Origin of the sequence: Gloeomargarita sp. SRBZ-1_bins_9, assembly GCA_039794565.1 — a bacterium.
Classification (GTDB): Bacteria; Cyanobacteriota; Cyanobacteriia; order Gloeomargaritales; family Gloeomargaritaceae; genus Gloeomargarita.
The window spans coordinates 51,804-73,935 of record JAUQVX010000008.1; the positions used below are offsets into that span (position 1 = coordinate 51,804).

General features: G+C 59.9%; 26 protein-coding genes and 1 tRNA gene. 13 read left to right on the forward strand and 14 right to left on the reverse strand.

From position 1 onward, the window contains the following. Genes rpsH through Q6L55_08245 form a run of 6 tightly spaced genes read left to right on the forward strand, consistent with a single transcriptional unit; the run spans nucleotide 1 to nucleotide 3,006 of the window. Complete coding sequence (gene rpsH / locus Q6L55_08220) at nucleotides 1–402, forward strand: 30S ribosomal protein S8 (protein ID MEN9258696.1); 402 nt, start codon at nucleotides 1–3, stop codon at nucleotides 400–402. An 8-nt stretch (nucleotides 403–410) separates the two neighbouring features. Then, a complete protein-coding gene (gene rplF / locus Q6L55_08225; GenBank protein MEN9258697.1) occupies nucleotides 411–980 on the forward strand; it encodes a 50S ribosomal protein L6 in 570 nt (189 codons plus the stop codon). A gap of 8 nt (nucleotides 981–988) precedes the next feature. Further along, complete coding sequence (rplR, locus tag Q6L55_08230; GenBank protein MEN9258698.1) at nucleotides 989–1,354, forward strand: 50S ribosomal protein L18; 366 nt, start codon at nucleotides 989–991, stop codon at nucleotides 1,352–1,354. Nucleotides 1,355–1,371: 17 nt separating this feature from the next. Next, entirely contained in the window at nucleotides 1,372–1,923 is a 552-nt protein-coding gene (rpsE, locus tag Q6L55_08235) for a 30S ribosomal protein S5 (GenBank protein ID MEN9258699.1), read from the forward strand. Next, nucleotides 1,910–2,359, forward strand: coding sequence for a 50S ribosomal protein L15 (gene rplO / locus Q6L55_08240; protein MEN9258700.1), 450 nt, complete (start codon nucleotides 1,910–1,912; stop codon nucleotides 2,357–2,359). The genes rpsE and rplO overlap by 14 nt, the downstream gene beginning before the upstream one ends. 56 nt (nucleotides 2,360–2,415) lie before the next feature. After that, nucleotides 2,416–3,006, forward strand: a complete 591-nt coding sequence (locus tag Q6L55_08245) for a PAP/fibrillin family protein (GenBank protein ID MEN9258701.1) — start codon at nucleotides 2,416–2,418, stop codon at nucleotides 3,004–3,006. Here Q6L55_08245 and typA read toward each other — a convergent pair. Further along, complete coding sequence (gene typA / locus Q6L55_08250; protein ID MEN9258702.1) at nucleotides 3,003–4,793, reverse strand: translational GTPase TypA; 1,791 nt, start codon at nucleotides 4,791–4,793, stop codon at nucleotides 3,003–3,005. The genes Q6L55_08245 and typA overlap by 4 nt on opposite strands. A gap of 78 nt (nucleotides 4,794–4,871) precedes the next feature. Here typA and tgt point away from each other — a divergent pair, with 78 nt between their 5' ends. Continuing rightward, on the forward strand, nucleotides 4,872–5,993 hold the full coding sequence (gene tgt / locus Q6L55_08255; GenBank protein ID MEN9258703.1) for a tRNA guanosine(34) transglycosylase Tgt: 1,122 nt from the start codon (nucleotides 4,872–4,874) through the stop codon (nucleotides 5,991–5,993). A gap of 229 nt (nucleotides 5,994–6,222) precedes the next feature. Here the strand turns inward: tgt and Q6L55_08260 are convergent, their stop codons facing one another. The 6 genes from Q6L55_08260 to Q6L55_08285 all read right to left on the reverse strand — a co-directional run bounded on the left by Q6L55_08260 (nucleotide 6,223) and on the right by Q6L55_08285 (nucleotide 13,139). Beyond that, nucleotides 6,223–7,239, reverse strand: a complete 1,017-nt coding sequence (locus Q6L55_08260; GenBank protein MEN9258704.1) for an FAD-dependent oxidoreductase — start codon at nucleotides 7,237–7,239, stop codon at nucleotides 6,223–6,225. Further along, on the reverse strand, nucleotides 7,239–10,244 hold the full coding sequence (locus tag Q6L55_08265) for an SMC family ATPase (GenBank protein ID MEN9258705.1): 3,006 nt from the start codon (nucleotides 10,242–10,244) through the stop codon (nucleotides 7,239–7,241). The genes Q6L55_08260 and Q6L55_08265 overlap by 1 nt, the downstream gene beginning before the upstream one ends. 104 nt (nucleotides 10,245–10,348) lie before the next feature. After that, complete coding sequence (locus Q6L55_08270; GenBank protein MEN9258706.1) at nucleotides 10,349–11,551, reverse strand: tetratricopeptide repeat protein; 1,203 nt, start codon at nucleotides 11,549–11,551, stop codon at nucleotides 10,349–10,351. A 3-nt stretch (nucleotides 11,552–11,554) separates the two neighbouring features. Further along, nucleotides 11,555–12,136: an orotate phosphoribosyltransferase gene (pyrE, locus tag Q6L55_08275; protein MEN9258707.1), complete on the reverse strand. Its 582-nt coding sequence runs from the start codon at nucleotides 12,134–12,136 to the stop codon at nucleotides 11,555–11,557. 102 nt (nucleotides 12,137–12,238) lie between these two features. Further along, nucleotides 12,239–12,787, reverse strand: a complete 549-nt coding sequence (locus Q6L55_08280; protein MEN9258708.1) for a hypothetical protein — start codon at nucleotides 12,785–12,787, stop codon at nucleotides 12,239–12,241. Between the two features lie 136 nt (nucleotides 12,788–12,923). After that, nucleotides 12,924–13,139: a hypothetical protein gene (locus Q6L55_08285; GenBank protein ID MEN9258709.1), complete on the reverse strand. Its 216-nt coding sequence runs from the start codon at nucleotides 13,137–13,139 to the stop codon at nucleotides 12,924–12,926. A 179-nt stretch (nucleotides 13,140–13,318) separates the two neighbouring features. On the opposite strand from Q6L55_08285, the gene Q6L55_08290 reads away from it, so the two are divergent. Genes Q6L55_08290 through Q6L55_08300 form a run of 3 tightly spaced genes read left to right on the forward strand, consistent with a single transcriptional unit; the run spans nucleotide 13,319 to nucleotide 14,985 of the window. Then, complete coding sequence (locus Q6L55_08290; protein MEN9258710.1) at nucleotides 13,319–13,567, forward strand: phycobilisome linker polypeptide; 249 nt, start codon at nucleotides 13,319–13,321, stop codon at nucleotides 13,565–13,567. Continuing rightward, nucleotides 13,564–14,331, forward strand: coding sequence for a HEAT repeat domain-containing protein (locus tag Q6L55_08295; GenBank protein ID MEN9258711.1), 768 nt, complete (start codon nucleotides 13,564–13,566; stop codon nucleotides 14,329–14,331). Before Q6L55_08290 ends, Q6L55_08295 begins: the two co-directional genes overlap by 4 nt. Beyond that, the gene (locus Q6L55_08300; protein ID MEN9258712.1) at nucleotides 14,332–14,985 is read left to right on the forward strand and encodes a phosphoribosylanthranilate isomerase; all 654 of its coding nucleotides are present in this window, start codon (nucleotides 14,332–14,334) and stop codon (nucleotides 14,983–14,985) included. A gap of 80 nt (nucleotides 14,986–15,065) precedes the next feature. Here Q6L55_08300 and Q6L55_08305 read toward each other — a convergent pair whose 3' ends face one another. Genes Q6L55_08305 through Q6L55_08315 form a run of 3 tightly spaced genes read right to left on the reverse strand, consistent with a single transcriptional unit; the run spans nucleotide 15,066 to nucleotide 16,257 of the window. Beyond that, nucleotides 15,066–15,536, reverse strand: coding sequence for a photosystem I reaction center subunit XI (locus tag Q6L55_08305; protein MEN9258713.1), 471 nt, complete (start codon nucleotides 15,534–15,536; stop codon nucleotides 15,066–15,068). A gap of 29 nt (nucleotides 15,537–15,565) precedes the next feature. After that, the gene (locus tag Q6L55_08310; protein MEN9258714.1) at nucleotides 15,566–15,691 is read right to left on the reverse strand and encodes a photosystem I reaction center subunit IX; all 126 of its coding nucleotides are present in this window, start codon (nucleotides 15,689–15,691) and stop codon (nucleotides 15,566–15,568) included. A gap of 11 nt (nucleotides 15,692–15,702) precedes the next feature. Further along, on the reverse strand, nucleotides 15,703–16,257 hold the full coding sequence (locus Q6L55_08315; GenBank protein ID MEN9258715.1) for a Photosystem I reaction center subunit III: 555 nt from the start codon (nucleotides 16,255–16,257) through the stop codon (nucleotides 15,703–15,705). A gap of 125 nt (nucleotides 16,258–16,382) precedes the next feature. On the opposite strand from Q6L55_08315, the gene Q6L55_08320 reads away from it, so the two are divergent. The 3 genes from Q6L55_08320 to Q6L55_08330 all read left to right on the forward strand — a co-directional run bounded on the left by Q6L55_08320 (nucleotide 16,383) and on the right by Q6L55_08330 (nucleotide 18,186). Further along, complete coding sequence (locus tag Q6L55_08320; protein MEN9258716.1) at nucleotides 16,383–17,171, forward strand: tetratricopeptide repeat protein; 789 nt, start codon at nucleotides 16,383–16,385, stop codon at nucleotides 17,169–17,171. Beyond that, nucleotides 17,168–18,100, forward strand: a complete 933-nt coding sequence (locus Q6L55_08325) for an NAD(P)H-dependent glycerol-3-phosphate dehydrogenase (GenBank protein MEN9258717.1) — start codon at nucleotides 17,168–17,170, stop codon at nucleotides 18,098–18,100. The genes Q6L55_08320 and Q6L55_08325 overlap by 4 nt, the downstream gene beginning before the upstream one ends. A gap of 13 nt (nucleotides 18,101–18,113) precedes the next feature. After that, nucleotides 18,114–18,186 (forward strand) — tRNA-Ala (locus Q6L55_08330). Nucleotides 18,187–18,216: 30 nt separating this feature from the next. On the opposite strand, the gene Q6L55_08335 is transcribed toward Q6L55_08330, so the two are convergent. The 4 genes from Q6L55_08335 to Q6L55_08350 are packed head-to-tail and all read right to left on the reverse strand — an operon-like array spanning nucleotide 18,217 to nucleotide 22,119. Next, the gene (locus Q6L55_08335) at nucleotides 18,217–18,996 is read right to left on the reverse strand and encodes a ZIP family metal transporter (GenBank protein MEN9258718.1); all 780 of its coding nucleotides are present in this window, start codon (nucleotides 18,994–18,996) and stop codon (nucleotides 18,217–18,219) included. Further along, nucleotides 18,996–20,243, reverse strand: coding sequence for an ABC transporter substrate-binding protein (locus tag Q6L55_08340; protein ID MEN9258719.1), 1,248 nt, complete (start codon nucleotides 20,241–20,243; stop codon nucleotides 18,996–18,998). The genes Q6L55_08335 and Q6L55_08340 overlap by 1 nt, the downstream gene beginning before the upstream one ends. Next, nucleotides 20,240–21,289, reverse strand: coding sequence for a methyltransferase domain-containing protein (locus Q6L55_08345; protein ID MEN9258720.1), 1,050 nt, complete (start codon nucleotides 21,287–21,289; stop codon nucleotides 20,240–20,242). Before Q6L55_08345 ends, Q6L55_08340 begins: the two co-directional genes overlap by 4 nt. Next, entirely contained in the window at nucleotides 21,286–22,119 is an 834-nt protein-coding gene (locus tag Q6L55_08350; GenBank protein MEN9258721.1) for a Cof-type HAD-IIB family hydrolase, read from the reverse strand. The genes Q6L55_08345 and Q6L55_08350 overlap by 4 nt, the downstream gene beginning before the upstream one ends. Nucleotides 22,120–22,132 lie beyond the last annotated feature (13 nt).

The following is a 22,132-nucleotide window of genomic DNA, read 5'->3' on the forward strand; positions in this document are numbered from 1 at the left end:
ATGGTTAACGACACCATTGCCGATATGCTCACCCGGATTCGCAACGCCGGCATGGCCCGCCACCGCACGGTAGAGGTACCGGCCACCCGCATGACCCGCAGCATTGCCCAGGTGCTCAAAAACGAAGGGTTCATCCAGGATTTCACCGAGCAGGGGGAAGGGGTGAAGCGGTCGCTGGTGATTACGCTCAAATACACGGGCAAGCGCCAGCGGCAACCGGTGATTCGGGCTCTGAAGCGGGTGAGTCGCCCGGGTTTGCGGGTGTATGCTGGTTATCGGGACTTACCCCGGGTGATGGGGGGCATCGGTATCGCCGTACTTTCTACGTCCCGGGGGATTATGACCGACCGGGAGGCCCGCAAAAACGGCGTCGGTGGGGAAGTGTTGTGTTACATCTGGTAGGAGCAGCCATGTCCCGGATTGGTAAACGACCGATTCCTATCCCGGCCAAGGTGACGGTGGCCTTGGATGGGCAACGGGTGACGGTCAAAGGTCCCAAGGGGGAATTGCAGCGGGAGTTGCCCAGCGGGGTGACGGTACAGCAGCAGGATAACCTACTGGTGGTGCAGCGGGCGGATGACTCCCGGCGTAACCGGCAGTTGCATGGTCTGTGCCGGACGCTGGTGGCCAATATGGTGGAGGGGGTGGCCAATGCCTTTGAGCGCAAGTTAGAGATTCAGGGGGTGGGCTACCGGGCGCAAATGTCCGGTTCTAAGCTGGTGTTGACGGTGGGCTACAGTCACCCGGTGGAAATTACGCCGCCGCCGGGGATTACCCTGAGTGTAGAAGATGCCAGCGGCAAGCCCGTCAATCAGGGAACCATTGTGGCGGTGCGGGGCATTGACAAGGAACTGGTGGGCAACGTGGCGGCCCAGATCCGGTTTGTCCGCCCGCCGGAACCCTACAAGGGCAAAGGCATTCGCTACCTTGGCGAAGTAGTGCGTCGCAAGGAAGGGAAAACCGGTGGGAAGAAGAAGTAGGTGATGCTATGAAACTGAGCCGTATTGAAGCCATCAAGCGCCGCCATCGGCGTATCCGCAAGCGGGTCTTTGGGACACCGGAGCGCCCCCGTTTGGCCGTATTTCGCTCACACCAGCACATTTACGCCCAGGTGATTGACGACACCCGCCATCACACCCTAGCGGCGGCCTCTTCCCTGGAGCCGGCCCTGCGCCAGGAACTGGACAATAACGGCGCCACCTGTGCGGCCTCTACCCGGGTGGGGCAGTTGATTGCCGAGCGGGCCTTGGCCCAGGGCATCCGCAGGGTGGTGTTTGACCGGGGGGGTTACCTGTACCACGGACGGGTGAAGGCTCTGGCAGAGGCAGCCCGAGCAGCGGGATTGGAGTTCTAGTCAAGGAGTGGTGAGCTATGGCCAAAGAGCGTCGCAGTAAAGCAGCCCGCACCCCCGAAAAGGAACCGGAATGGCAGGAACGGGTGGTGCAGACCCGGCGGGTGACCAAGGTGGTCAAGGGGGGTAAAAAACTCAGCTTCCGGGCAATTGTGGTGGTGGGCAACGAGAAGGGTCAGGTGGGCGTCGGGGTCGGCAAGGCCAATGACGTCAGCAGCGCCGTGCGTAAGGGGGTGGCCGATGGCAAGAAACATCTGATCACAGTGCCTTTGACCCGGACTAACTCGATTCCCCATCCTACTCAGGCCAGCGCCGGGGCAGCGACCGTATTTATGCGACCGGCAGCACCAGGAACGGGAGTGATCGCCGGGGGAGCGGTGCGTACGGTGCTAGAGCTAGCGGGGGTGAAAAACGTTCTGGCCAAGCAGTTGGGGTCCAGCAATCCTTTGAACAATGCACGGGCAACGATTGCCGCCTTGGCCAGTCTGCGCACCTTTTCCCAGGTGGCCAAAGAGCGCGGGATTCCTGTGGAACAGTTGTACGACGTAGGTGAGCGCCATGAAACTGCATGAACTCCGTCCCCAACCGGGTTCCCGCAAACGGCGGCGGCGGGTCGGTCGTGGGATTAGCGCCGGGCAAGGGGCCAGTTGTGGTTTTGGCATGCGGGGGCAAAAATCCCGTTCGGGCCGGGGGACGCGCCCAGGCTTTGAGGGGGGGCAAAACCCGCTGTATCGCCGCATTCCCAAATTGCATGGGTTTACGCCCGTCCATCCCAAGCGCTATACGGTGATCAATGTGGGGCGGTTGGTGGCTTGGGATGGCCCGCAACCCATTACCCTGGAGGCTTTGCAGGCAGCCGGTTGGGTCAAGCAACCCCAGGGGCCGCTAAAGGTGCTGGGGGATGGGGAAATTGACCGGCCTATTACGGTGGTGGCAGCGGCTTTTAGCGCGTCGGCTGAGCAAAAAATCACGGCGGCGGGGGGGACCTGTCAAATCGCTGGGTCATGACCGGCTTGTGTGGACCTGAAAAACCTACTTTAATAGCGGTGGGGTGTTAGGGCACCATGCAGGAGAAGTTAAAACTGTTACAGGCCGTGGCGGCGACCAATCGGGGATTGTTGGTGACCCCCCAGCTGCAGGCGGAGATTGACCAACTGGTGCGCCGGTTAGAAGCCCAAAATCCCACGCTCAACCCGGTGCAGGCCACGGAACTCCTGAGCGGGTGTTGGCAGTTGCTCTACACCACTAGCCGGGATGTGCTGAGTTTGGGGCGCTTGCCGGTGGTCACCCTGGGCCAGATCTACCAGGTGATCCAAGCCGACCGCAATCGGGTGTACAACGTTGCTGAGGTGCAGGGGTTGCCGGGGTTGGAGGGGTTGGTAACGGTCAAGGCCCGGTTTGAGGTGGTTAGTCCCAGCCGGATTGCCATTTACTTTGAACAGAGTCTGGTGGGGTTGCAGGCGCTGGTGGGCTACCAACAAAATCCCACCCGTTGGCTAAGTCGCCTGGAGCAGGAGGACAACCTGCCTTTGGTGCGCATCCCCCTGGACAGCAACCGGTCCCAGGGCTGGCTGGACATCACCTATCTGGACATTGACCTGCGCATTAGCCGGGGGGATAAGGGGAATCTGTTTGTGCTGGGGCGGGCCGGTTAACGGCGGGCCAATTTTTTGTTCACCTTGCGCAGGCGAATGGATTTAGGGGTCACTTCCACCAGCTCATCGGGACCGATGTATTCCAGTGCCCGTTCCAGGGTCATTTCCACCGGTGGTTGGAGTTGGGTGAGTTCCTCGGCTCCGGCTGCGCGCATGTTGGTCAGGTGCTTGGTTTTGCAGACGTTGAGTTCCAGGTCTTGGGGCCGGTTGTGCTCCCCCACGATCATGCCCCTATAGACGCGGGTGCCCGGCGTGATGAAAAACACCCCCCGGTCTTCGGCGTTTTTCAGGGCGTAAAAGGTGGCTTCCCCCTCTTCGAGGGCGATGAGCACCCCGTTGCGGCGGGTTTCGATGGGGCCGGCCAGGGGGCGATAGTCTAGGAAACTGTGGCTCAGAATGCCCTCGCCCCGGGTCAGACGCAAAAACTCGCTGCGAAAGCCTACCAACCCCCGCGCCGGGATGATGAATTCCAATTGGGTACGCCCGTTGCCCCCTACCTGCATGTCCTGCATTTCTCCCCGCCGGGGACCGAGGGCCTCAATGCAACTGCCTACGGCCTCGTCCGGCACATCCAGCACCAGGTACTCATAGGGTTCGCAGGGTTGGCCGTCAATTTGCCGGTAAATCACCTGGGGCTGGGACACTTGAAACTCGTAGCCCTCCCGGCGCATGGTTTCGATGAGAATACCCAGGTGCAATTCGCCACGCCCCGATACCAAGAAGCGGTCCGTGTCTTCCGTCTCCTCCACTCGCAGAGCCACGTTGGTTTCCAGCTCCCGGAATAGGCGCTCCCGCAACTGCCGCGACGTGACGAATTTGCCCTCTTGGCCGGCGAAGGGGGAATCGTTGACGGAAAAGGTCATCTGTAGGGTTGGCTCGTCCACCTTGATCAGGGGCAGGGCCAGGGGGTTGTCCGGGCAGGTGATGGTTTCGCCGATGTTGGCCTCGTTGAACCCGGCTACCGCCACGATGTGACCAGCGCCTGCCGATTCCAGCTCCACCCGCTCCAGGCCCTCAAAGCCGAACAGCTTGGTGACCTTGCCGCGAATAATTTTACCCTCCGCCGTAACCAGGGCCGCCGTTTGCCCAGTGGTAATCCGCCCGTTGTGAATCTTGCCGATGACAATCCGCCCCAGGTAGTCCGAGTAATCCAGGGTGGTGACTTGCAGTTGCAAAGGCTTGCTGTCATCCCCCGCTGGGGGCGGCACATAGCGAATGAGGGCTTCAAACAGGGGTTGCATATCCACCGGTTCATCTTCCCACCGCCAGCGGGCATGGCCGGCCATTCCTGAGGCGAACAAATAGGGGAACTCGCACTGGTCGTCGTCCGCCCCCAGCTCCAGAAACAAATCCAGCACCTTGTTTAGGGCCACGAACGGGTCGCCCCGCAACCGGTCCACCTTGTTTAACACCACAATCGGCCGCAGCCCCTTTTCCAAGGCCTTGCGCAGCACAAACCGCGTCTGGGGCATGGGGCCTTCATTGACATCTACGATGAGCAGGCAGCCCTCGACCATCCCCAGCACCCGTTCCACTTCGCCCCCAAAATCCGCGTGCCCTGGCGTATCCACGATATTGATGAGGTAATCCTTGTAACGCACGGCGGTATTTTTAGCCAGGATGGTAATGCCCCGCTCCCGCTCTAGGTCATTGGAGTCCAGCACACAGGTCGGCACCTTTTCCCCCTGGCGAAAGGCCCCCGCCTGCTGCAGTAGGGCATCCACCAGCGTGGTCTTGCCGTGGTCCACGTGCGCGATAATAGCCACATTGCGAATAAGCGCTGTCATAGGGGCAACAGGAATAGGTGGCTGAAACGTTAAATCTTGTTAATTAAAACTCTAGCAGAGGTAAGGACTAACCAGCCCGTGAGCGCCTTTCGGTTTGTGATCGAGCAGACCTGTTCCCAGACCCACGCCCGGGCCGGTCAGTTGGAGACCCCCCATGGGGTGGTGTTGACGCCGACTTTTATGCCGGTGGGCACCCTGGCGACGGTCAAAGGTGTCGCCCCCGACCAATTGGCCCGCACCGGCGCCCAGATGATCCTCAGCAACACCTACCACCTGCACCTGCAACCGGGGGAAGACATCGTAGCCCACTGCGGCGGGTTACATCGGTTTATGCAGTGGCCGGGACCCATCCTCACCGATTCCGGGGGATTTCAGGTGTTCAGCCTGAGCGCCCTACGCCAGATTAGCGACGAAGGTGTGGTCTTTCGTTCCCCCCGCAGCGGCGATTGGGTCGAATTCACGCCGGAGAAAGCCATCGCTATCCAAAACGCCCTAGGGGCGGACGTGATCATGGCCTTTGACGAATGCCCCCCCTATCCGGCCAGCTATGACGAGGTCAAACAGGCGGTGGAACGGACCTACCGGTGGTTAGGGCGCTGTGTACGGGCGCATCAACGGGCGGACCAGGCGTTATTTGGGATTGTCCAGGGGGGCATTTATCCCGACTTGCGGCAGCTTTCCCTGCAATACACCCTGGAGTACGACTTGCCCGGCTACGCCATTGGCGGTGTGAGCGTGGGCGAACCCGTGCCCCACATCCATGCCATCGTGCAGCAGGTAGCGCCGCAGTTGCCCCCCGACCGGCCCCGCTACTTGATGGGGGTGGGCACCTACCGAGAAATGGCCCTAGCCATTGCCGCCGGCGTGGATTTATTCGACTGTGTGATGCCCACCCGCTTGGCGCGGCATGGCGCGGTCCTGGTGCAGGGGGAACGGTGGAACCTGAAAAACCGAGCCTTTCAGCGGGACGAACGGCCTTTAGACCCCACTTGCCCCTGCTACACCTGCCAACACTTCAGCCGGGCCTATTTAAGTCACCTGTTTCGCGCCCGAGAGTTGCTGGCCTATACCCTGCTTTCCATTCACAACATCACCGAACTGATGCGCTTTACCGCCGGTTTGCGCCAGGCCATTCTTGCCGGTCGTTTCCCGGAAAAATTGACCTTCTGGCAGCAGCGGGTCACCAACAGTGATGATTAAGCGTGCCGCTGTCCCCCATTACCCCTGTTTCGGGATGGATAACCGATGCGTCAATTTGTAAAGATTTGTGTCTGCCAACCATACGACCAGCGCTGGAAAGTCCCGTAGTTGCGTCGAATCGTTGACAACTGACGTTGACGCGTCAAACGCAAACAAATCTTGCCCGGCTGTCCCCATCGGTTTTTATAGAAGCTTTCCTCACTCGCTGGGGAAGTCTATCAATTGGAAACTAAGTGCTGATCATCTGCCGCACCTGTTGGGCTGTCCAGGGGGCCAAAAGGACGCCATTGCGGTAGTGGCCTGTGGCCCAAATCACCTGGGGACATTGGGGATCGCGCTGCACGATGGGTGCGGTCTGCTCGACCGGGTGTGGGCGCAAACCATGCCATTGCCGTTGCCAGGGTCGCCCCCCCAGGACCGGACACATGGCCACCGCTCCTTGCCAGAGCTGTTCCCACGCCTGCGGGTCCGGCGTTGTCCTGGTTTCCACCGTCGCCCCCACCCACACCTGGCCGGACGCCTGGGGCACGATGGCAACGTCCTGGCCGTAGAGGACCGGATAATCCGCCAATTCTGGACAAAACACCTCCACCGCCTGCCCCAACACCGGCTCCAGGCGAAAGGGGGCCGTCAACCCCGGAATCTGAGTCGAACCCAGACCCGCACTCACCACCAGCACATCACACGTTTGTTCACCCCCCGGTATCTGCAATCGCAGGGGTTGTTCAGGAATCACCCGCAACACCGGCGTTTGATAATGCACCTGCACCCCCCGCGCCTGGGCTGCCGTTAACCAGTAGCGGGTTAAAAGCACGGGATGGAATTGCCATTCCTGGGGAGAAAAAACCGCCCCTACCCACCCTTGGGCAGCGATGGCCGGAAAACGCGCCCGTATCTCCACAGGGCTCAGCAGCTCCAGCGACCATCCCTGCGCCCGTCGCCGTGCCACTAGCTTGTCCACCTTCAGCCAGGCACTTGCATCGGCATACAAGCGCAACAGTCCCCGCCGGTTACCGGGCACATCCGCATCCGCCAAGATTTCGTGGTAACGCTGCAGACTGGCTAACCGTTTCGCCGTCCCCCGGTCGCTCAACACCGCCATCACCAACCCCAGGGCCGCCGAGGTCACCCCTTGTGCCGGTTCGGCTTGGGCTTCATAAACCGAGACCTCCCACTCCGGGACACCTGCTAACTCCCAGGCAATGGCCGCCCCCACCACCCCTGCACCTACAATGGCAATCCGCATCACACCACCAACTGCACCTGGGAACCCGCCTCCGTTTTGGTCACCTCGATGCGGGCAGGAAACGCCTCCTTCAGACTAGGAATGTGCGTCACCACCAAAATACAAGCATACTCATCGGCGATGGCACTAATAGCCGCCAACAAACGGTCACACCCCTGGGCGTCCTGCGTCCCAAACCCCTCGTCAATAATTAACATCTGTAGGGTTGCGCCGGCCCGCTGGGTCAACAGCCGTGCCAAGGCCAGGCGAATGGCAAAGTTCACCCGAAACGCCTCACCTCCGGAGTAGGTCTCGTAGGGACGGGTGCCCTGGGCATCGCCGATAACAATGTCCAATGTTTCAATCATCTGGTTCCGGTGGTTGCCACTTCTTTTCGGTTTTTGGGTCACAAAGCTGACGTGTAACTGGTTGTTGGTCAAGCGTCCCAGGATGTGATTGGCCGTCGCTTCGAGCTGGGGCAACACCTGCTCAATCATCAACGCCTGGATGCCGTTTTTCCCAAAGGCTTGGGTCAGCGCCTGATATACCTGATAGTGATGCTCGTGCTGGGCCAACTCCTGTTGTAGTTGCTGGTGCTTCTCTTGCAGTTGCACCAGTTGATGTAACTGCTCTTGCAATTTGCCGCTTTCGATGTACTGGGCCTGGAGACGTTGCCACTGCTGCTGCATTTCTGTCTCCAACCCTTGGAGGCGCTCACTCAGGTCGGGGAAATCCGCCAGGGTCTGCTCCAGCAGCGCCAGTTGCTCGTCCAACTGCTGCAATTGCCGAGCCTGTTCTGCCTCTGCCGCCGTCAACGCTGCCAGTTCCGTCTGTAGGCGGGGGTATTCCTGCTGAGCGTTTTGCAGCTCTTGGTAATACAAGGGTGCTTGTTCGTACTGCTTGAGTTGTTGGCGTAGGGCCTGATGGGCAGCCGGGTCATAGGCCAGCTCCGCCAGTTGTTTCCGGCACTGTTCGAGGGCATAGCACAGGGGTGAGTGCTGGGTAAAATGAGCCATCTCTTCCTCTAGGGCCTGCTGCCTTTGAGTCAGATTGGCCAGTTGTTGGGCTAAGTTGGCATACATCCGTTCGGCATTCTCGATTTCTGCCTGTTTGATTTCCACCCACCGCCACTTTTCGACCTCCGCTCGGGCGCAGGTATGTTCCTTTTCGTCATAGCCGATGGCCGCCATCTGGGCACAGAGTTGCTCCATTTCCGGATCGACCACCGGTTGAGCTAAAGCCTGCTCCAGGGCCTGTAACCGGGCTTCCAGGTCGGTAATTTGCGCTTGCAGGTCTTGTCGGTGCTGGATTTGTTGGAGCAATTGCCCCTGTTTCTGGTGCAGGCGTTCCCTGGCTTTCAACTGGTTGCTGACCTCCCGGTACTCCTGACGCAGGACCTCAATCTCCCGCTCAGTAACCGTTATTTGCTCCTGGGTCAGCCAGATGGCCTCCTCCAATTCCCGTTGCTCGAGTTGCTGTTTTTGGTGAACCAGTTGCCAGTGTTGGGCATCCAGGGGCCGGGCACATAGGGGACAAACCGCCTCCGGTTCCCGTAAAAGGGCCATTTTTTGCTGGAGCTGGGCCATTTGTGCTTGGTAATTCTGCAGGCGGGCCTTGAGCTGGTCCTGAAAGCTCTTGCGCTCTTTGCCCTTTTCCTCCACGTGCTTGAGATAGATTTCTTTCTTGTCCAGTTCCCCCAATTGCTGCTGGAGCGCGGCCAGTTCCTGGTCGAGGTGGGCGAGGGATGGCCACTGGTGCCGCAGGCGTTGCAGTTGCTGTTGTAGTTCGTGGCGCTGGGCCTCTTGACGGGCGCGCTGCTGCTCCTGCTGCTGGTTCAGCTGTTGATAGCGGTCGTAGAGGGGACGGTACTGGTCGGCGCGCCGGTCCAGCTCCTGGAGGTAACGCCGGGCAGTTTCCAATTGGACGAACGCATGGGCTAGCCGTTCCCTTTCTCGACAAACCGCCAGGCATTGTTGTTGATTCGCCTGTAGATTTTTGATTTCCGTTTCCAGTTGCCGCTTTTGCAGCTCCAGCTCATGTAGGGCCTGTTGATAGTCCTTCTCCAGCCGGTTGTATTCTGCTTGGAGTTGCCGGTGCTGCTGGGCTTTTTGGGTGAGTTGTTCCTCTTGCTTTTGCAGTTCGTAGTAGGTCTGATACCACTGGGTTCTGGTGTCGGCTTGGGCCAGGATATGGGCCAATTCCTGCTGCCGTTGCTCTAATTGCTGACGCCGCTGCTGGGACTGCCGTCGCCCACTAGCGAGTTGTGCCCGTTGTTGTTGTAGCCAGGTGTACTGCTGAAGCCACTGCTGCCTTTGTTGTTGGCGCTGCTGGTAGTGTTGGTACTCCTGTTGGCAACGGTCGTAGGCCGCCTGTTGGGCTTGAATCTGTTGCTGGAGTTGCTGAAAATGCTCCCGGACGACCACCTCTTGGGCCAAGGTTTGGACCTGTTGATTGAGGGTTTGCCGCAGATGCCTAATGTGGGATTCATGGTCGCTGGCGCGCTTTTTCGCTTCTTCAGCCAGGGTGTCGTAGTGCTCCAGTTGCAACAAACTGGCCAGGACCTCCTTGCGCTTGCTGGGGGTTTTCAGCATGAATTCATCGGCCCGCCCCTGGCGCAAATAGGCCGAGTGAATGAAGGTGTGGTAATCCAGTTTCAGTTCCCGGTTGATGTATTCTTGGGTTTCTGTCAGGCTGCGCTGGGTCAGGGGTTGCCAGCGGTCATTCGCCCAGATTTGAAACTCTAAAGTTGTCGTGTGTCCCCGCCGTCGCACCCGAATCACCCGATAGGTCTGCCCGCCACTGGAAAAACTAAAATCCACCCGCGCTTCCGTACAACCACTGCGAATCACATCATCGGCCTCCGGTGCCCGGCACTTGCCCCAAAGCGCCCAGGTCATGGCCTCCAAAAGGGAGGATTTACCAGCACCGTTGGGGCCACAGATACAAGCGGTGTGCAGACCGCGAAAATCTAAAGTAGCCTGACGATAACTCAGAAAGTTTTTGAGGGTTAATTGATGAGGAATCACAGGCCATCCGGTGCGGTTCTGACCCCATCATAGCGTAGATTCTCCAGGTGTTCCAAGGGGGGCGGCCCACCACTGGAAAAGATTTGTAATCGGCAAAAAAACCTCTAAAAACCGGGCAACAACCCGAGGGTTTGTAACTCCTGTTGCAGTTGTTGACCGGCGGGGGAACCCTGTTGTTGATATAACGCAATGGCCTGCTGCCAGTGCCGCTGGGCAGTTCGCAAATCCCCCAACTTACACCAAACCACGCCGATATTTTGGTGGGCCGGTGCCAAATTGGGGTCCAGTTCCAGGGCCTTTTGGTAAGCCGCCAGCGCTTCTGGTAAACGATTTAACCCCCGCAGGGCCAATCCCAGATGGTAATAACCCCAAGCCCACGTGGGCGCAATTTCCGTCACTTGCCGGAATAACTCATGGGCTTGGGCCGATTTACCCTGCTCCTGATAGAGACTGCCCAGGTTGGTGTAGGCCCCCAGTTTGGCCCGCGCCGGGCAGGGAACCCCCAGGGCCATTTGGTAATGGGTCTCTGCCAGCTCCACCTGTCCTTGGCGTTGGTAGAGCAACCCTAGGTGAAAGTAAATTTCGTACTGCACCATGGGTTCTGGGGGCTGCGCGGCTAACGCCCGTTGCAACAACGCCAGCGCCTGCTCGTTTTCACCCTCGGCCAAATAAACGGCAGCCAGCTTGGTGCATCGATAGGCATCCTGAGGATTTTGCGCTAGGGCCTGAGCCAGCAACCGTCGGGCGCGCGCCTCCTTGTCCTGGGCCTGGACCACCTCCGGCACATAACCCCAGTGCCGCAGGGCAATCGTCTCCAGGGTCGCTACCTGCCAGTGGGGTTCCCGCCGGCAAATCTCAACCACACTGTCGTCAATCAATTCGTGGTAGGCCCCGCGAAAACCAATATCCGGGTGACGGCGAAACAGACGCGACACCAGGGAATAGGGCGTCTGCCGAGCACCCACTTCCTGCCGCCATAGGTTCACCACCAGCACCCGAGCGTCCGCCATAGCCTCCTGCAATCCTGGGATGGCCTCCGGCAGCAACTCCTCGTCCGCATCCAGCACCAAAATCCACGGCTGCCGGGCCAAAGACAGGGCATAGTTGCGGGCGGCGGCAAAATCCTCTTGCCAGGTAAACCCATGCACCCGGGCGCCATAACGGCGGGCAATGGCCACCGTGTCGTCCGTGGAACCCGTATCCACCACCACAATTTCCGCGGCCACCGGCTGCACACTGGCTAGGCACCTGGGCAAAAACGGCGCCGCATCCCGCACGATCAGGCATACGCTCACCGGCAACGGCATGGTTCACCCCCCCGTCGCCTGGGATTGCCGTTGGACATACAGGGCTTGCACCTCCGCCAGGGTAAACAGGGCCGTTAGCGTCACCCCCTTTTGCGCCAAATAGTCGCTGCCCCCCTGCTGCCGGTCCACCAGAGCGATCCCCTGACCCACCCGATAGCCCGCCGTCCGCAGCACCTCCACTGCCAGCCCCAACGATTGCCCCGTCGTCACCACATCCTCCACCACCGTCACCCAACTCCCCGGCGGCGGCAACGGTCCTTCGATTTGACTACAGGCGCCATGGCCCTTGGGTTCCTTGCGAATGATTAAAGCGCTCACGGGATGGTTTGTCTGGGCCGAAACCAGGCTAATCGCCGTCACCATCGGGTCCGCTCCCAAGGTCAAACCGGCAACAGCAACGGTTTCCGGCGATAACAGGGCTTGGCACAACTGCCCCACTAAGTAAGCCCCCCGGGGGTGCAACGTCACCGTCTTGCAATTGATGTAGTAGGGACTCTTCGCCCCCGAACTAAGCAAAAAGTCCCCCTCCCGGTAAGCCAACTGAGCGATCAACCCCAAGAGTTCCTGGCGGCTAACGGCTGACATTCCCCTGCGACCGGTCAACGTTCTTAAACGTTCTTAATTTTAAAGCCACAAAAAAGCCCCCTTACGGGAGCCAAAACGAACAGATAACCGTAAAGCGCAACCTTAGCCCGGGCAAATGGGCACGTTATTGGCGTTCAGTTGAATACGGCCCGGGTCGCCGTTGATTTGGATGGGCACCTCCTCCCGACCCACCAACCGGAACATAGCACCCCGCTGCCGGGCACAGGTGCTGATACTCGTCCCCCACTTGCGCAACTGTTCCGTGAAGGTGCGTTGGTGCTGGGGAATGTCATCCAGATTCTGCACCCCGTCACCCGTGTAGTCCCGGAAGGGCGTCGGCTTGAACTTGTCAGTCACCGGCGTGGCCGAAGTTCCCGTTGTCCGGCGAATCCCGATGCGGAATGGTTCCATGCTCCGCTCAATGGCAAAGGGATGTTCATAGTAGGACGGCTTCGGGAATTGGATCAACTCATCCGGTTTACCGCGCATGGCCGGACCCGTAAAGGGGGGCCAGGGTTCCGCCTTGGCAGCTGGGGTCGTCATCACGGGCGGGTCATACAGGCGGGGAGCAGGCTGAGCATTCACCGGGGCCACTGCTGCTGCCACCATCGTGCCCGCCACCGAAAGAGATAACCATGCCTGGGGACGCATAGCCGCAACTCCTCAACTAAAAAAATAGCTTTACTCCAATCCACTCACCACAAAGATGCAGTGATGATGCCCCCATTTTAACAGCATCTCTCCCCGCCGCCGTCAAGTCAGGACCAAGCTTAACCGGAACATAACCTTAACGGGTGCCGTTGACCCGTGCTGCCCATTGCCGCAGTTGTTCGTTGTAGGCTTTTTGGTGGGCCGGCAGGTCATCTAAGTTTTGTACCCCGTCGCCGGTGTAATCCCGAAACGGGGGAATGCGAAACTGGTCGGTAATGGGCGTACGGCTTTGCGCCCAGGCTGGTAGGGTCAGCAATGCCCACCCACAGGCTAGGATCGGCCACCAACGCATGATAGTTTCCTCTGTCAGTTCAGGGCTACGCCCTATCCTACCATTCCAACCGGCATCTGAAGGTCCTGGGGGGTCTGGACCATCCAGACCTCAGCTCATGTTACAAATTGTCACGATTTGGGCCGGATGCCATCAGCTTTTACAATAGGGTTTGAGGAATTAATGCGGGAGTGGTGCTGATGTTTTACGGGCCAGCGAGTGCCGGGATGTCCAGCCTCAACGATGCCAACCGGCGTCTATTTCGTTACGAGGTGGTGGGTCTGCGCCAGAATGACCAGACGGACCGCCAAAATTTTCCCATTCGTCGCAGCGGCAGCGTGTTTATCGTCGTCCCCTACAACCGGATGAACGAGGAAATGCGCCGGATTACCCGGTTAGGGGGCCGGATTGTCAAGATTGAAGCCCTCAACGGTAGCCAGCCAGAGTGACGGTCGCCGAGGCCCTGGCCCAACTGCAGTCCCCTGACCCGAGCCAGCGGTATTATGCCGCCTGGTGGCTTGGCCGTTTTCGGGTTAAGGAGGCAGTACCGGCCCTGATAGCAGCCCTGCAGGATGAGTCGGACCGAACTGCCCTGGGGGGTTATCCCCTGCGACGCAATGCCGCCCGGGCACTGGGGGAAATCGGTGACCCGCGGGCCGTCCCCGGCTTGATCGCTTGCTTGCAGGTGGCAGATTTTCAACTGCGGGCAGCGGCAGCTACGGCGTTGGGGTTATTGGGGGACCCCCAGGCGATTCCCGCGTTGGTAGCCCTGTTACAGGAACAGAGCGTCCCTTCGGCCCTGGGCACGGAGAACCTGCCCCAACCCTATAGCGCCATTCTTTTGGCCCTGGGACGGCTCAAGGCCCACACCGCCATCCCCGTCATTGCTCCTTTTGCCGGTCACCCTTTGCCCCGGGTACGCAGCGCCGCCCTGTGTGCCCTGTACTTGCTTACTCAGGATGAACAGTACATTCAACAGTTACTCGACCTGATTAGTCGCTCTGAAACTCGCCTGCAGCGGGTGTTGTTGACGGACCTGGGGGAGACGGGGCATCTGCCGGTGGCGACAGCCATTGCCCAGGCGGCGGCCGAACCCAGTTTCAAACTGATGGGGTTACACCGGTTACTGAGCCAATGGTTAACCACCCAGAACAGCCCTCCCGATTGGCCAGCGGCGACACCCGTATTCCAGTTGATGGACCAGTTGTTGTGAATGGAAGTTAAAATCTGCGGTCTCACCGACATTTCCCAAGCCGTGGCGATTGCCCAGATAGGGGTGACGGCCATCGGTGTCATCTGTGTGCCCACCTCCCCCCGCTATGTTGCACCACCGCAACAACGGGCCATTAACCGGGCGTTAGCCCCTTACCCAGTCTGGCGCGTCGGGGTTTTTGCCGACATACCCCTCAACGAATTGGCAGAGAGCGTCCAAAGGGCCGGCTTTGATACGGTTCAGTTGCACGGGGAGGAATCTCCCGCGGATTGTCAATCTCTCCGGCAAGCCCTACCCCACCTGCGGTTGATCAAGGCCATCCGGGTACGGGACGCGACCAGCCTGGCTCAGGTGGCGGCCTACCAGCCCTGGGTGGATCGGCTATTGCTAGACGCCTATCATCCCCAGCAGTTGGGGGGCACAGGGCACACTTGGAACTGGCAACATTTGGCCTCGACGGTGCGCCCTGGGATTCCCTGGTGGTTGGCGGGGGGATTGACACCCGAGAATTGTGGGCAGGCGATCCACCAAACCCAGCCCTGGGGGATTGACGTGTCCAGTGGGGTGGAAATCCGGCCAGGTTGGAAAGATGTGTCAAAGGTGCGGCAACTGGTGGCACAGGTCGCCAATTACAGCCGACAAACTCCTCGGTAAACCACTGGCAATCCCAACGCCAGTCAAAAAAAATAAAGGGAGCTGCCGGTCTGCCCCCTATAGCCCTCGTCGTGTCAAGGTTAGTTAAACAGATTGTTGCCGATCCCCTGCAAAACCGGCAGGAAGAACAACAACACCCCGGCAAACAGCACCCCACCGGCCCCGCCGATGAGAAAGCCACTAGTAAAGCTGCTCCAGCCCTCCGTGGTTTGCAGTTGGTCCGTCGTTCCCTGGGGCGAGGGCCGATCAAACGCCACACTTCCGTAGAGGGACAGACAGACCGTCAAGATCACCACCAGCCCCAAGGCCGCCATCACCCCTGCCGCCAGGGCGTATTCTGAATCCCGCAGCGGACCCAGCTTGTAAAAGGGGCCGACCAGGAAATAACCGTGGGCCATGCCGATTTCCAGTCCCCGCCGCGACGGCTCCAACCCCGGACGATAGGCCGGTAGGTTATTCACCAGGGCCATCCCCAAACCCGCACTCACCGGCGTCTCCAAATGTCCCTGCATCGGGTCGCCCCGCCAAGGCCGCACAAAATCTTCGCTCATGCCACTACCTCCTAACCAAAACTAAAAAACTAAAAAGGAAAGGCCAATGCGTCGGGATAAAACCGGTTAATTTCAATCAAAATCCCGGCGATGATAAACAGCCAGACGGCCAACAACACCGGCGCCGTCGAGAGATACTTTTTTAGGTCCTCCATAAGCCCACCTCCTAACGGGGAGAAACAGGAATTTCCGCATCCGGCACGGTCAATTGCCCGGTGGTCCACTCCCGAAAGGCCATCACCGGCCAACTAAAGCCGGACAACATGCAGCGGATTGCCAGGGGCACATCCAGAATCACCTCTTTTTCAGTGGGTTCTTTTTCCCGCCGGATGGCAATCAGGTAGGCTCGGCCCACCCAGCCAATCCAACCAGCAATATACAGAAACAACAACCCCGGCAGGGTGAATTCGGCGGCATGGGACCAGCGGCCATCGGTAATCAAGTGCGGTAGGCCGTCCTCCCCACACAACAACCCCTGGGAGGCATACCGTTCAAAGCGGGCCTTGGTTTGGGCAATCCGCCGCTCAATGGCCTTGGCTTGCGGACTCCCCGGCGCATAGAGCGCTAAACGGGCCTCCTGGGTCGCGACTTCATTTTGCAGGCGCTGTTGGAAGGCCGCCGACTCCCGACAGGGGGTTAAGCCAGCCACATCCGCTTGCGCCGACGGTGCCCACACACACCACAGCACCAGCGCCAGGACGAAAGCCAGGACTTTGGTCATCTCTTTTCCTCTCATCAACGGATAAAATGTCGTGGGAGAATCTCAGGCCCCACTATAGCCTGAGGCATGCCCCGGCGCAGCCGTGTCGCAATGTTCTGTAAACTTGTAACACAATATGAGTTTTTATGACTTCACTGGACAAATGGGTGGGAGTGCTGGTGGGGGTGGGGTGTCTGTTGGGGAGCGGTGGCTGTCAACTCCGGCTGATACCTTCCTCAGCGCCAGCCCGCCCCAGCCTCACCCGTCGGGATGAATTGAATCGCGAGGGTGTGCAAAAGGCCCAAGCCGGGGATTATCCAGGGGCCATCCAACTGCTGACCCAGGCCCTTGACCTGGCCCCCCAGGATGCCGAGCTTTATTACAACCGGGGGTCGGTGTACAGCGACATGGGCCAAACCCAGGCAGCCATCCGGGACTTTACCCGGGCGATTCAATTGCGGCCCAACTTTGTCGAGGCCTATAACAACCGGGGCATTACCTACGCCCGGGGGAATAATTACGCCCAGGCCATTGCCGATTTTACGAGGGCCATTGAAATCAATCCCGATTTCAGTGAAGCCTATATCAACCGGGCGAAGGCCCATCGCATGCAGGGCAACTACCAGGCAGCCCTAGCGGACTGCAACGCCTTGCTACAAAAGCAACCGACCTTGGCCGAAGCGTATTACCAACGGGGAAGTACCTGGATTGCCCTGCGGGAGTACCGCAAAGCCCTGGCGGATTTGGACCATGCCCTGCGCTACAATCCCCAACTGGCGGCGGCCTATGCCCAAAAGGGGGTAGCCCACCGGGCGTTGGGGGAACGGTCCCAGGCCATTGAGGCTTGGCAGCAGGCGGCGCGCCTGTTCCAACAGCAGAAGGACCAAGACGGGCTGGCCCAGGTCACCCGTTTACTCCAGCAGTTGGTGCGATGAGCGCTGAAGTGGTGACGGTGGTGGGGGCAGGCGTCTGGGGGTCCCTGCTGGCCGAGTTAATCCGGCAAAATGGCTACCCGGTGCAGGTTTGGTCACGGCGTTGTCCGCAACCCCTGGCGACCGCCGTGCAATCGGCCACGATGGTGGTCATTGCCGTATCGGTTACTGGGGTTCTGCCAGTCTTGCGGGCGATGCCTTCCCTAGCGCCGGGTGCGGTGATAGTCAGTACCACCAAGGGATTGCTCCCCGGTAGCCACACCACACCGGCCCAACTGTGGCAAAAAGCTTTTCCTGACCACAGCGTGGTGGTGGTCTCCGGACCCAATCTGGCGGCTGAAATTGCCCAAGGATTACCAGCAGCCACCGTAGCAGCCAGTGTCCAGCGCGAGGCAGCTCGGCGGGTTCAGCGGGTCCTGGCCTCGGAACGGCTGCGCGTTTACACCAACGACGACCCCCTGGGTACGGAACTGGGGGGGGCCTTGAAAAATGTGATGGCCATTGCCGCCGGGGTATGCGATGGGTTGGGGTTGGGGGCCAATGCCAAAGCGGGGTTAATCACGCGGGCGCTAGCGGAAATGGTGCGGGTGGCGGTGGCGTTGGGGGCCAAGGCCCAGACCCTCTACGGCTTGGCTGGGCTGGGGGATTTACTGGCCACCTGCAACAGTCCCTTGAGCCGCAACTATCGCCTGGGGTACGGCCTAGCCCAGGGACGGTCCTTAACAGAAATGCTCCGGGAACTCCAGACCACGGTTGAGGGGGTTAATACGACTTATGTGTTAGTCCAACTGGCCGACCGACAGGGAATTGCCGTCCCCATTGCCCAGCAGGTCTGTCGGCTTCTCCAGGGGCAGGTTACCCCTCGCCAGGCCGTCACTGCCCTCATGGAACGAGATTTGAAAGCTGAATTTGCCCCCGACGAGCTATCATAGATCATACCTGTGTGGGGAATTAGCTCAGTTGGTAGAGCGCTGCGATCGCACCGCAGAGGTCAGGAGTTCGAGTCTCCTATTCTCCACTGCTGCATTCCGGTGCGGGGTATCTAGCTCTAGGCCAGCGCCACATCCAGCACCAGCATCACCACAAACCCCAGCATGACACCGGCGGTGCCCTGACGTTCTAATCCCCGGCGGTGGGACTCCGGGATGATTTCATCGCTGATGACAAACAGCATAGCTCCCGCTGCTAAGGCCATCCCCCAGGGGAGAATTTGCCGGCTGATGCTGACTAGACTGGCGCCCACCAGGCCCCCCACCGGTTCCACCAGCCCCGTCAGCAGGGCAATCCCCAGGGCAAACCCGCGCCCATAACCTAGGCTCCGCAGGGACGTGGCCACCACTAGCCCCTCGGGCAGGTTTTGCAGGGCAATGCCCACCGTCAAGGCCAGGGGGTTGCCTACGTTCACATCGCCAAAACCTACCCCCACCGCCAGGCCCTCAGGAAAGTTGTGCAGGGTAATGGCCAGGACAAACAGCCAGATGCGTTGCAAACGACCGGCCCGGCCCCCCTCCAGCCCCTTAAAAAAATGCTCGTGGGGAAAGAAGTTATGGGCCAGTTCCAGCAGCACACCCCCTGCCAGAATGCCCAGCGCCATGCTGCCTGCCGCTCCAACCTGGGAATAGCCCAACTGCAGGGCCGCCTCCGTGCCGGGGAGCACCAGGGAAAAGGCCGTCGCCGCCAGCATTACCCCGCCCCCAAACCCTAGCAACAGCGCCTGCAACCCCACCGTCAGCGTTACCGGCAGCAATACCGGCAAAGCCCCCAGTCCACTGCCCAAACCGGCAATCAAGCTGGCCAAGGTCCCGGCTAGCACCGGCTGTTCCGGCATCAGTCGCCCCCTGGACAAGCCCGCACGTACCGTTCCAGAGCAGCCGCCGGTGGTTGTCCCAGCAATGTCGCCTCAATCGCCCGCCCTAAGCAGTTGGACAGACGCTGGTAATTCGGGCCGTTGGGACGGGAATAGGCAAAGCGCATCTGGTCGAGAAACACTTGTAGCGGGGGATGGTCGCGCAAAAAAGCTTGATACGTCGGGTCCTGTCGCGCCGATTGGGTCACCGGTAACGCCCCCGTCTGCACCGCCCAGGCCACCTGAAAAGCGTCACTCAAAATATAGTCCAAAAACTGGAGCGCCGCCTGTTGCCGCCTAGGTTCGGTGCGCATCACAAACACATTGGCTCCCCCCACAATCGTGGCCGGGCGCTTCCCCGCCGGCAGGGGCATCACACCAAAGGGCACCCCCGTTTGCGTGAGATACCCCAGCGTCCACGGCCCGGTAATCTGCATCGCCACCTGCCCCTGGATAAACGCCTCCTGTTCATAACCCCGCTCCGGCGCTGACAAAACCGCCACCCCCTTTTGCCACAGCTCCTGCCAGAACCCCAACGCCTTAAGCGTCGCCTCATTCAGCAAGGACAAGGTGCCCTCAATAGCCTCGCCGCCGGCGCTAAACCAAAACGGCAGCCAGGAAAACACTGTCCATTCCCCCTTGCCCAAGGGCAGCAGCAACCCGTATTGATCCGGGCGACCATCGCCGTCCCGGTCCTGGGTCAACTGCTGGGCCACTTGGGCCAGTTCCTCCCAGGTGCGGGGCAGGGTTTGCACCCCGGCGGCGGCCAACAAATCCGGGCGGTAGAAAAGGCCCAAATTGCTGGTGGTAAAGGGCACCGACCACAACTCCCCCTCAAAGGTCATGCCGGGCCGCAAAGCCGGGTCCAGGTTGGCCAAATATCCCCCTTTTTGCAACCAATCTGTCAGGGGAACGATGCCCTGCACCTCCACCAGACGCCCCGTCAACAAACTGTCAAACCAGAGCATGTCCGGCGGGCTATTCCCCACGATGGCCGTAAGAATTTTGGGAAACTGCTGGTCCGCCTGGCCGATGTAGATGGGTTGGACTTGCACATCGGGGTGGCGGGCATTAAATTGGGCGACCAACTGCTCAAAAACTACCCGGTTGGCCGGCGGATTGATGCCATGCCAAAAAGTCAACACCAGGGGTCCGGTGAGGGGTCCTTGGCTGCCCTGACAACCCATGAGCCATAGCACCGTGATGACCAGTAACCCCAACCGTTTCATTTCTGGGCTGCCACACAGGCGATGACCGGGTAATCGGGGTGGTACTGGTCCAATTCGGCGGGGGTCAATTCCTCGGCCGCTACCCCCAACAACGTCGCCACCACCGTCAAGGCATTGCCGTAAGTCAACAGGTCACAGTGGGCATACCTCCGGAACAGATGCCGCAAGCCATCGGGCAACAGCCGCCAGTAATCCGCTGGTCGGTCGTGTAGGCGTTGTGCGGTGGGCACCAGGGCCAAACACCAGCCCCCCGGTTTGAGCCAGCTATGGATATTGGCAATCACCTGCCCCGGGTCGCGGCAATGCTCCAGCACGTTGAAAATCAAAACCGCATCCCAGGCATTGGCCGCCGTCGCTTGGGGGTCATGGGCATCGGCCACCACATGCACCCCGGCTCCGGGCGTCAGATTCATACAGCAATAAAACGTCATTTGCCTGCGGTCAAAGGGGTAAAACTCCCAGTCTTTGGCCACACCGCCGATTTCCAGAACCCGCCCCTGGACCTTGTCCTTCACCCGGTGCAGGAATTGTTGTTGGTAATAGCGGTCAATGGGCGTCCCCCGGGAAAAGCCCGTCAGGCTACACAGGGGCGTCCAGCGCCGCAGGTCTCCCCAGACGATTTCCCCCACCGCCGGCACGATCAGCCCCAGGGCCACCAGCTCCTGCCACAACTGCGCAAATTCGGCAAAGGACAGCTCCGGATAGGGGGCAAACAGGGGCAACTCCGGGGTCAAATCCACCTGCTGGTCTGGCTCTAAATAGCTGGCAAAGCCGTTGGCCAGGGCCACCACTTGCCCCTGCATCATCTTGAGCAATAGGGGTTTTCCTGCATCATCGGTTAAACGCAGCCCCGAGGCCACCTTTTGGCGCGAGCAGTAGAGTTCATAGGCCGACTCCGGCGTTTGCCACTGCACAAAACACTCCAGGATGGCCCCCTGGGCCGGCAAGGGCAAATCCACCGGCTCCCGCTGACTCCAGCCGAAAACCGCCCGGGTTTTTCCTTGAGCCCATTCCAGGAACGTACTGGTGCAATAGCGCCGGCTCATCCCGACAACACCCAGGTTTCCAGGGCAGCTACCACCCCGTCTTGCTCGACACTTGGGGCCACCCAATCCGCTTGTTTCTTCACCTCATCGGGCGCATTCCCCATGGCGATGCCCACCCCCGCATACTGCAACATTTCCAGGTCATTGTAGTTATCACCGATGGCCACCACCTCCTCCCGCCGCAACCCCAGCAATTCCTCCGCCAAATATTGTACGGCAGCGCCCTTATTGACCTGGGGATGAGCTGCCTCAAAATAAATGGGCGCCGAGCGTGTTAAATACAGTTCATCCCGACTGTAGCGCCTTTGCAACGTGTGCAGGATGATCTCGATCAGACCGGGATGTTCGCTGACGGCCAGCACCTTAGTTGGCGGGGTATCCAGGGCTGCCACCACCTCCCGCAAATCCGCAACCAAGATGGGTTCAATGAGCGTGCGTTTGGCGTACTGGTCCGTATCTGGGCGCATCTCCTGCACATATAACTGGTCGTTGAGATAGAAGTGGATGGACAGATGGGGCCGCCAGTCCGCCTGTTCAAAGTAGTCCAACAACTCCAGCGCCCGTTGGGTGTCAATCGGCCAGTGGCGATGGCGGTAACCCGTGTGGGGGTCCTGAATCCACGCCCCTTGGTAGCTCAACAGCGGTAACGTCAGCTCCAACTCCCGGTAAAACCGTAACGCCGAGCGGTACATCCGCCCCGTCGCAATGGCCACCTTGACCCCCGCTTTGCGCACCGCCTGGATGGCTGCCTTGACCGCCGGTGTAATGCGGTTGTCCTCACCGACAATCGTGCCATCCAAGTCCAGCACCAGCAGGCGCACCTGGGGCATGGTGAAGAAACGT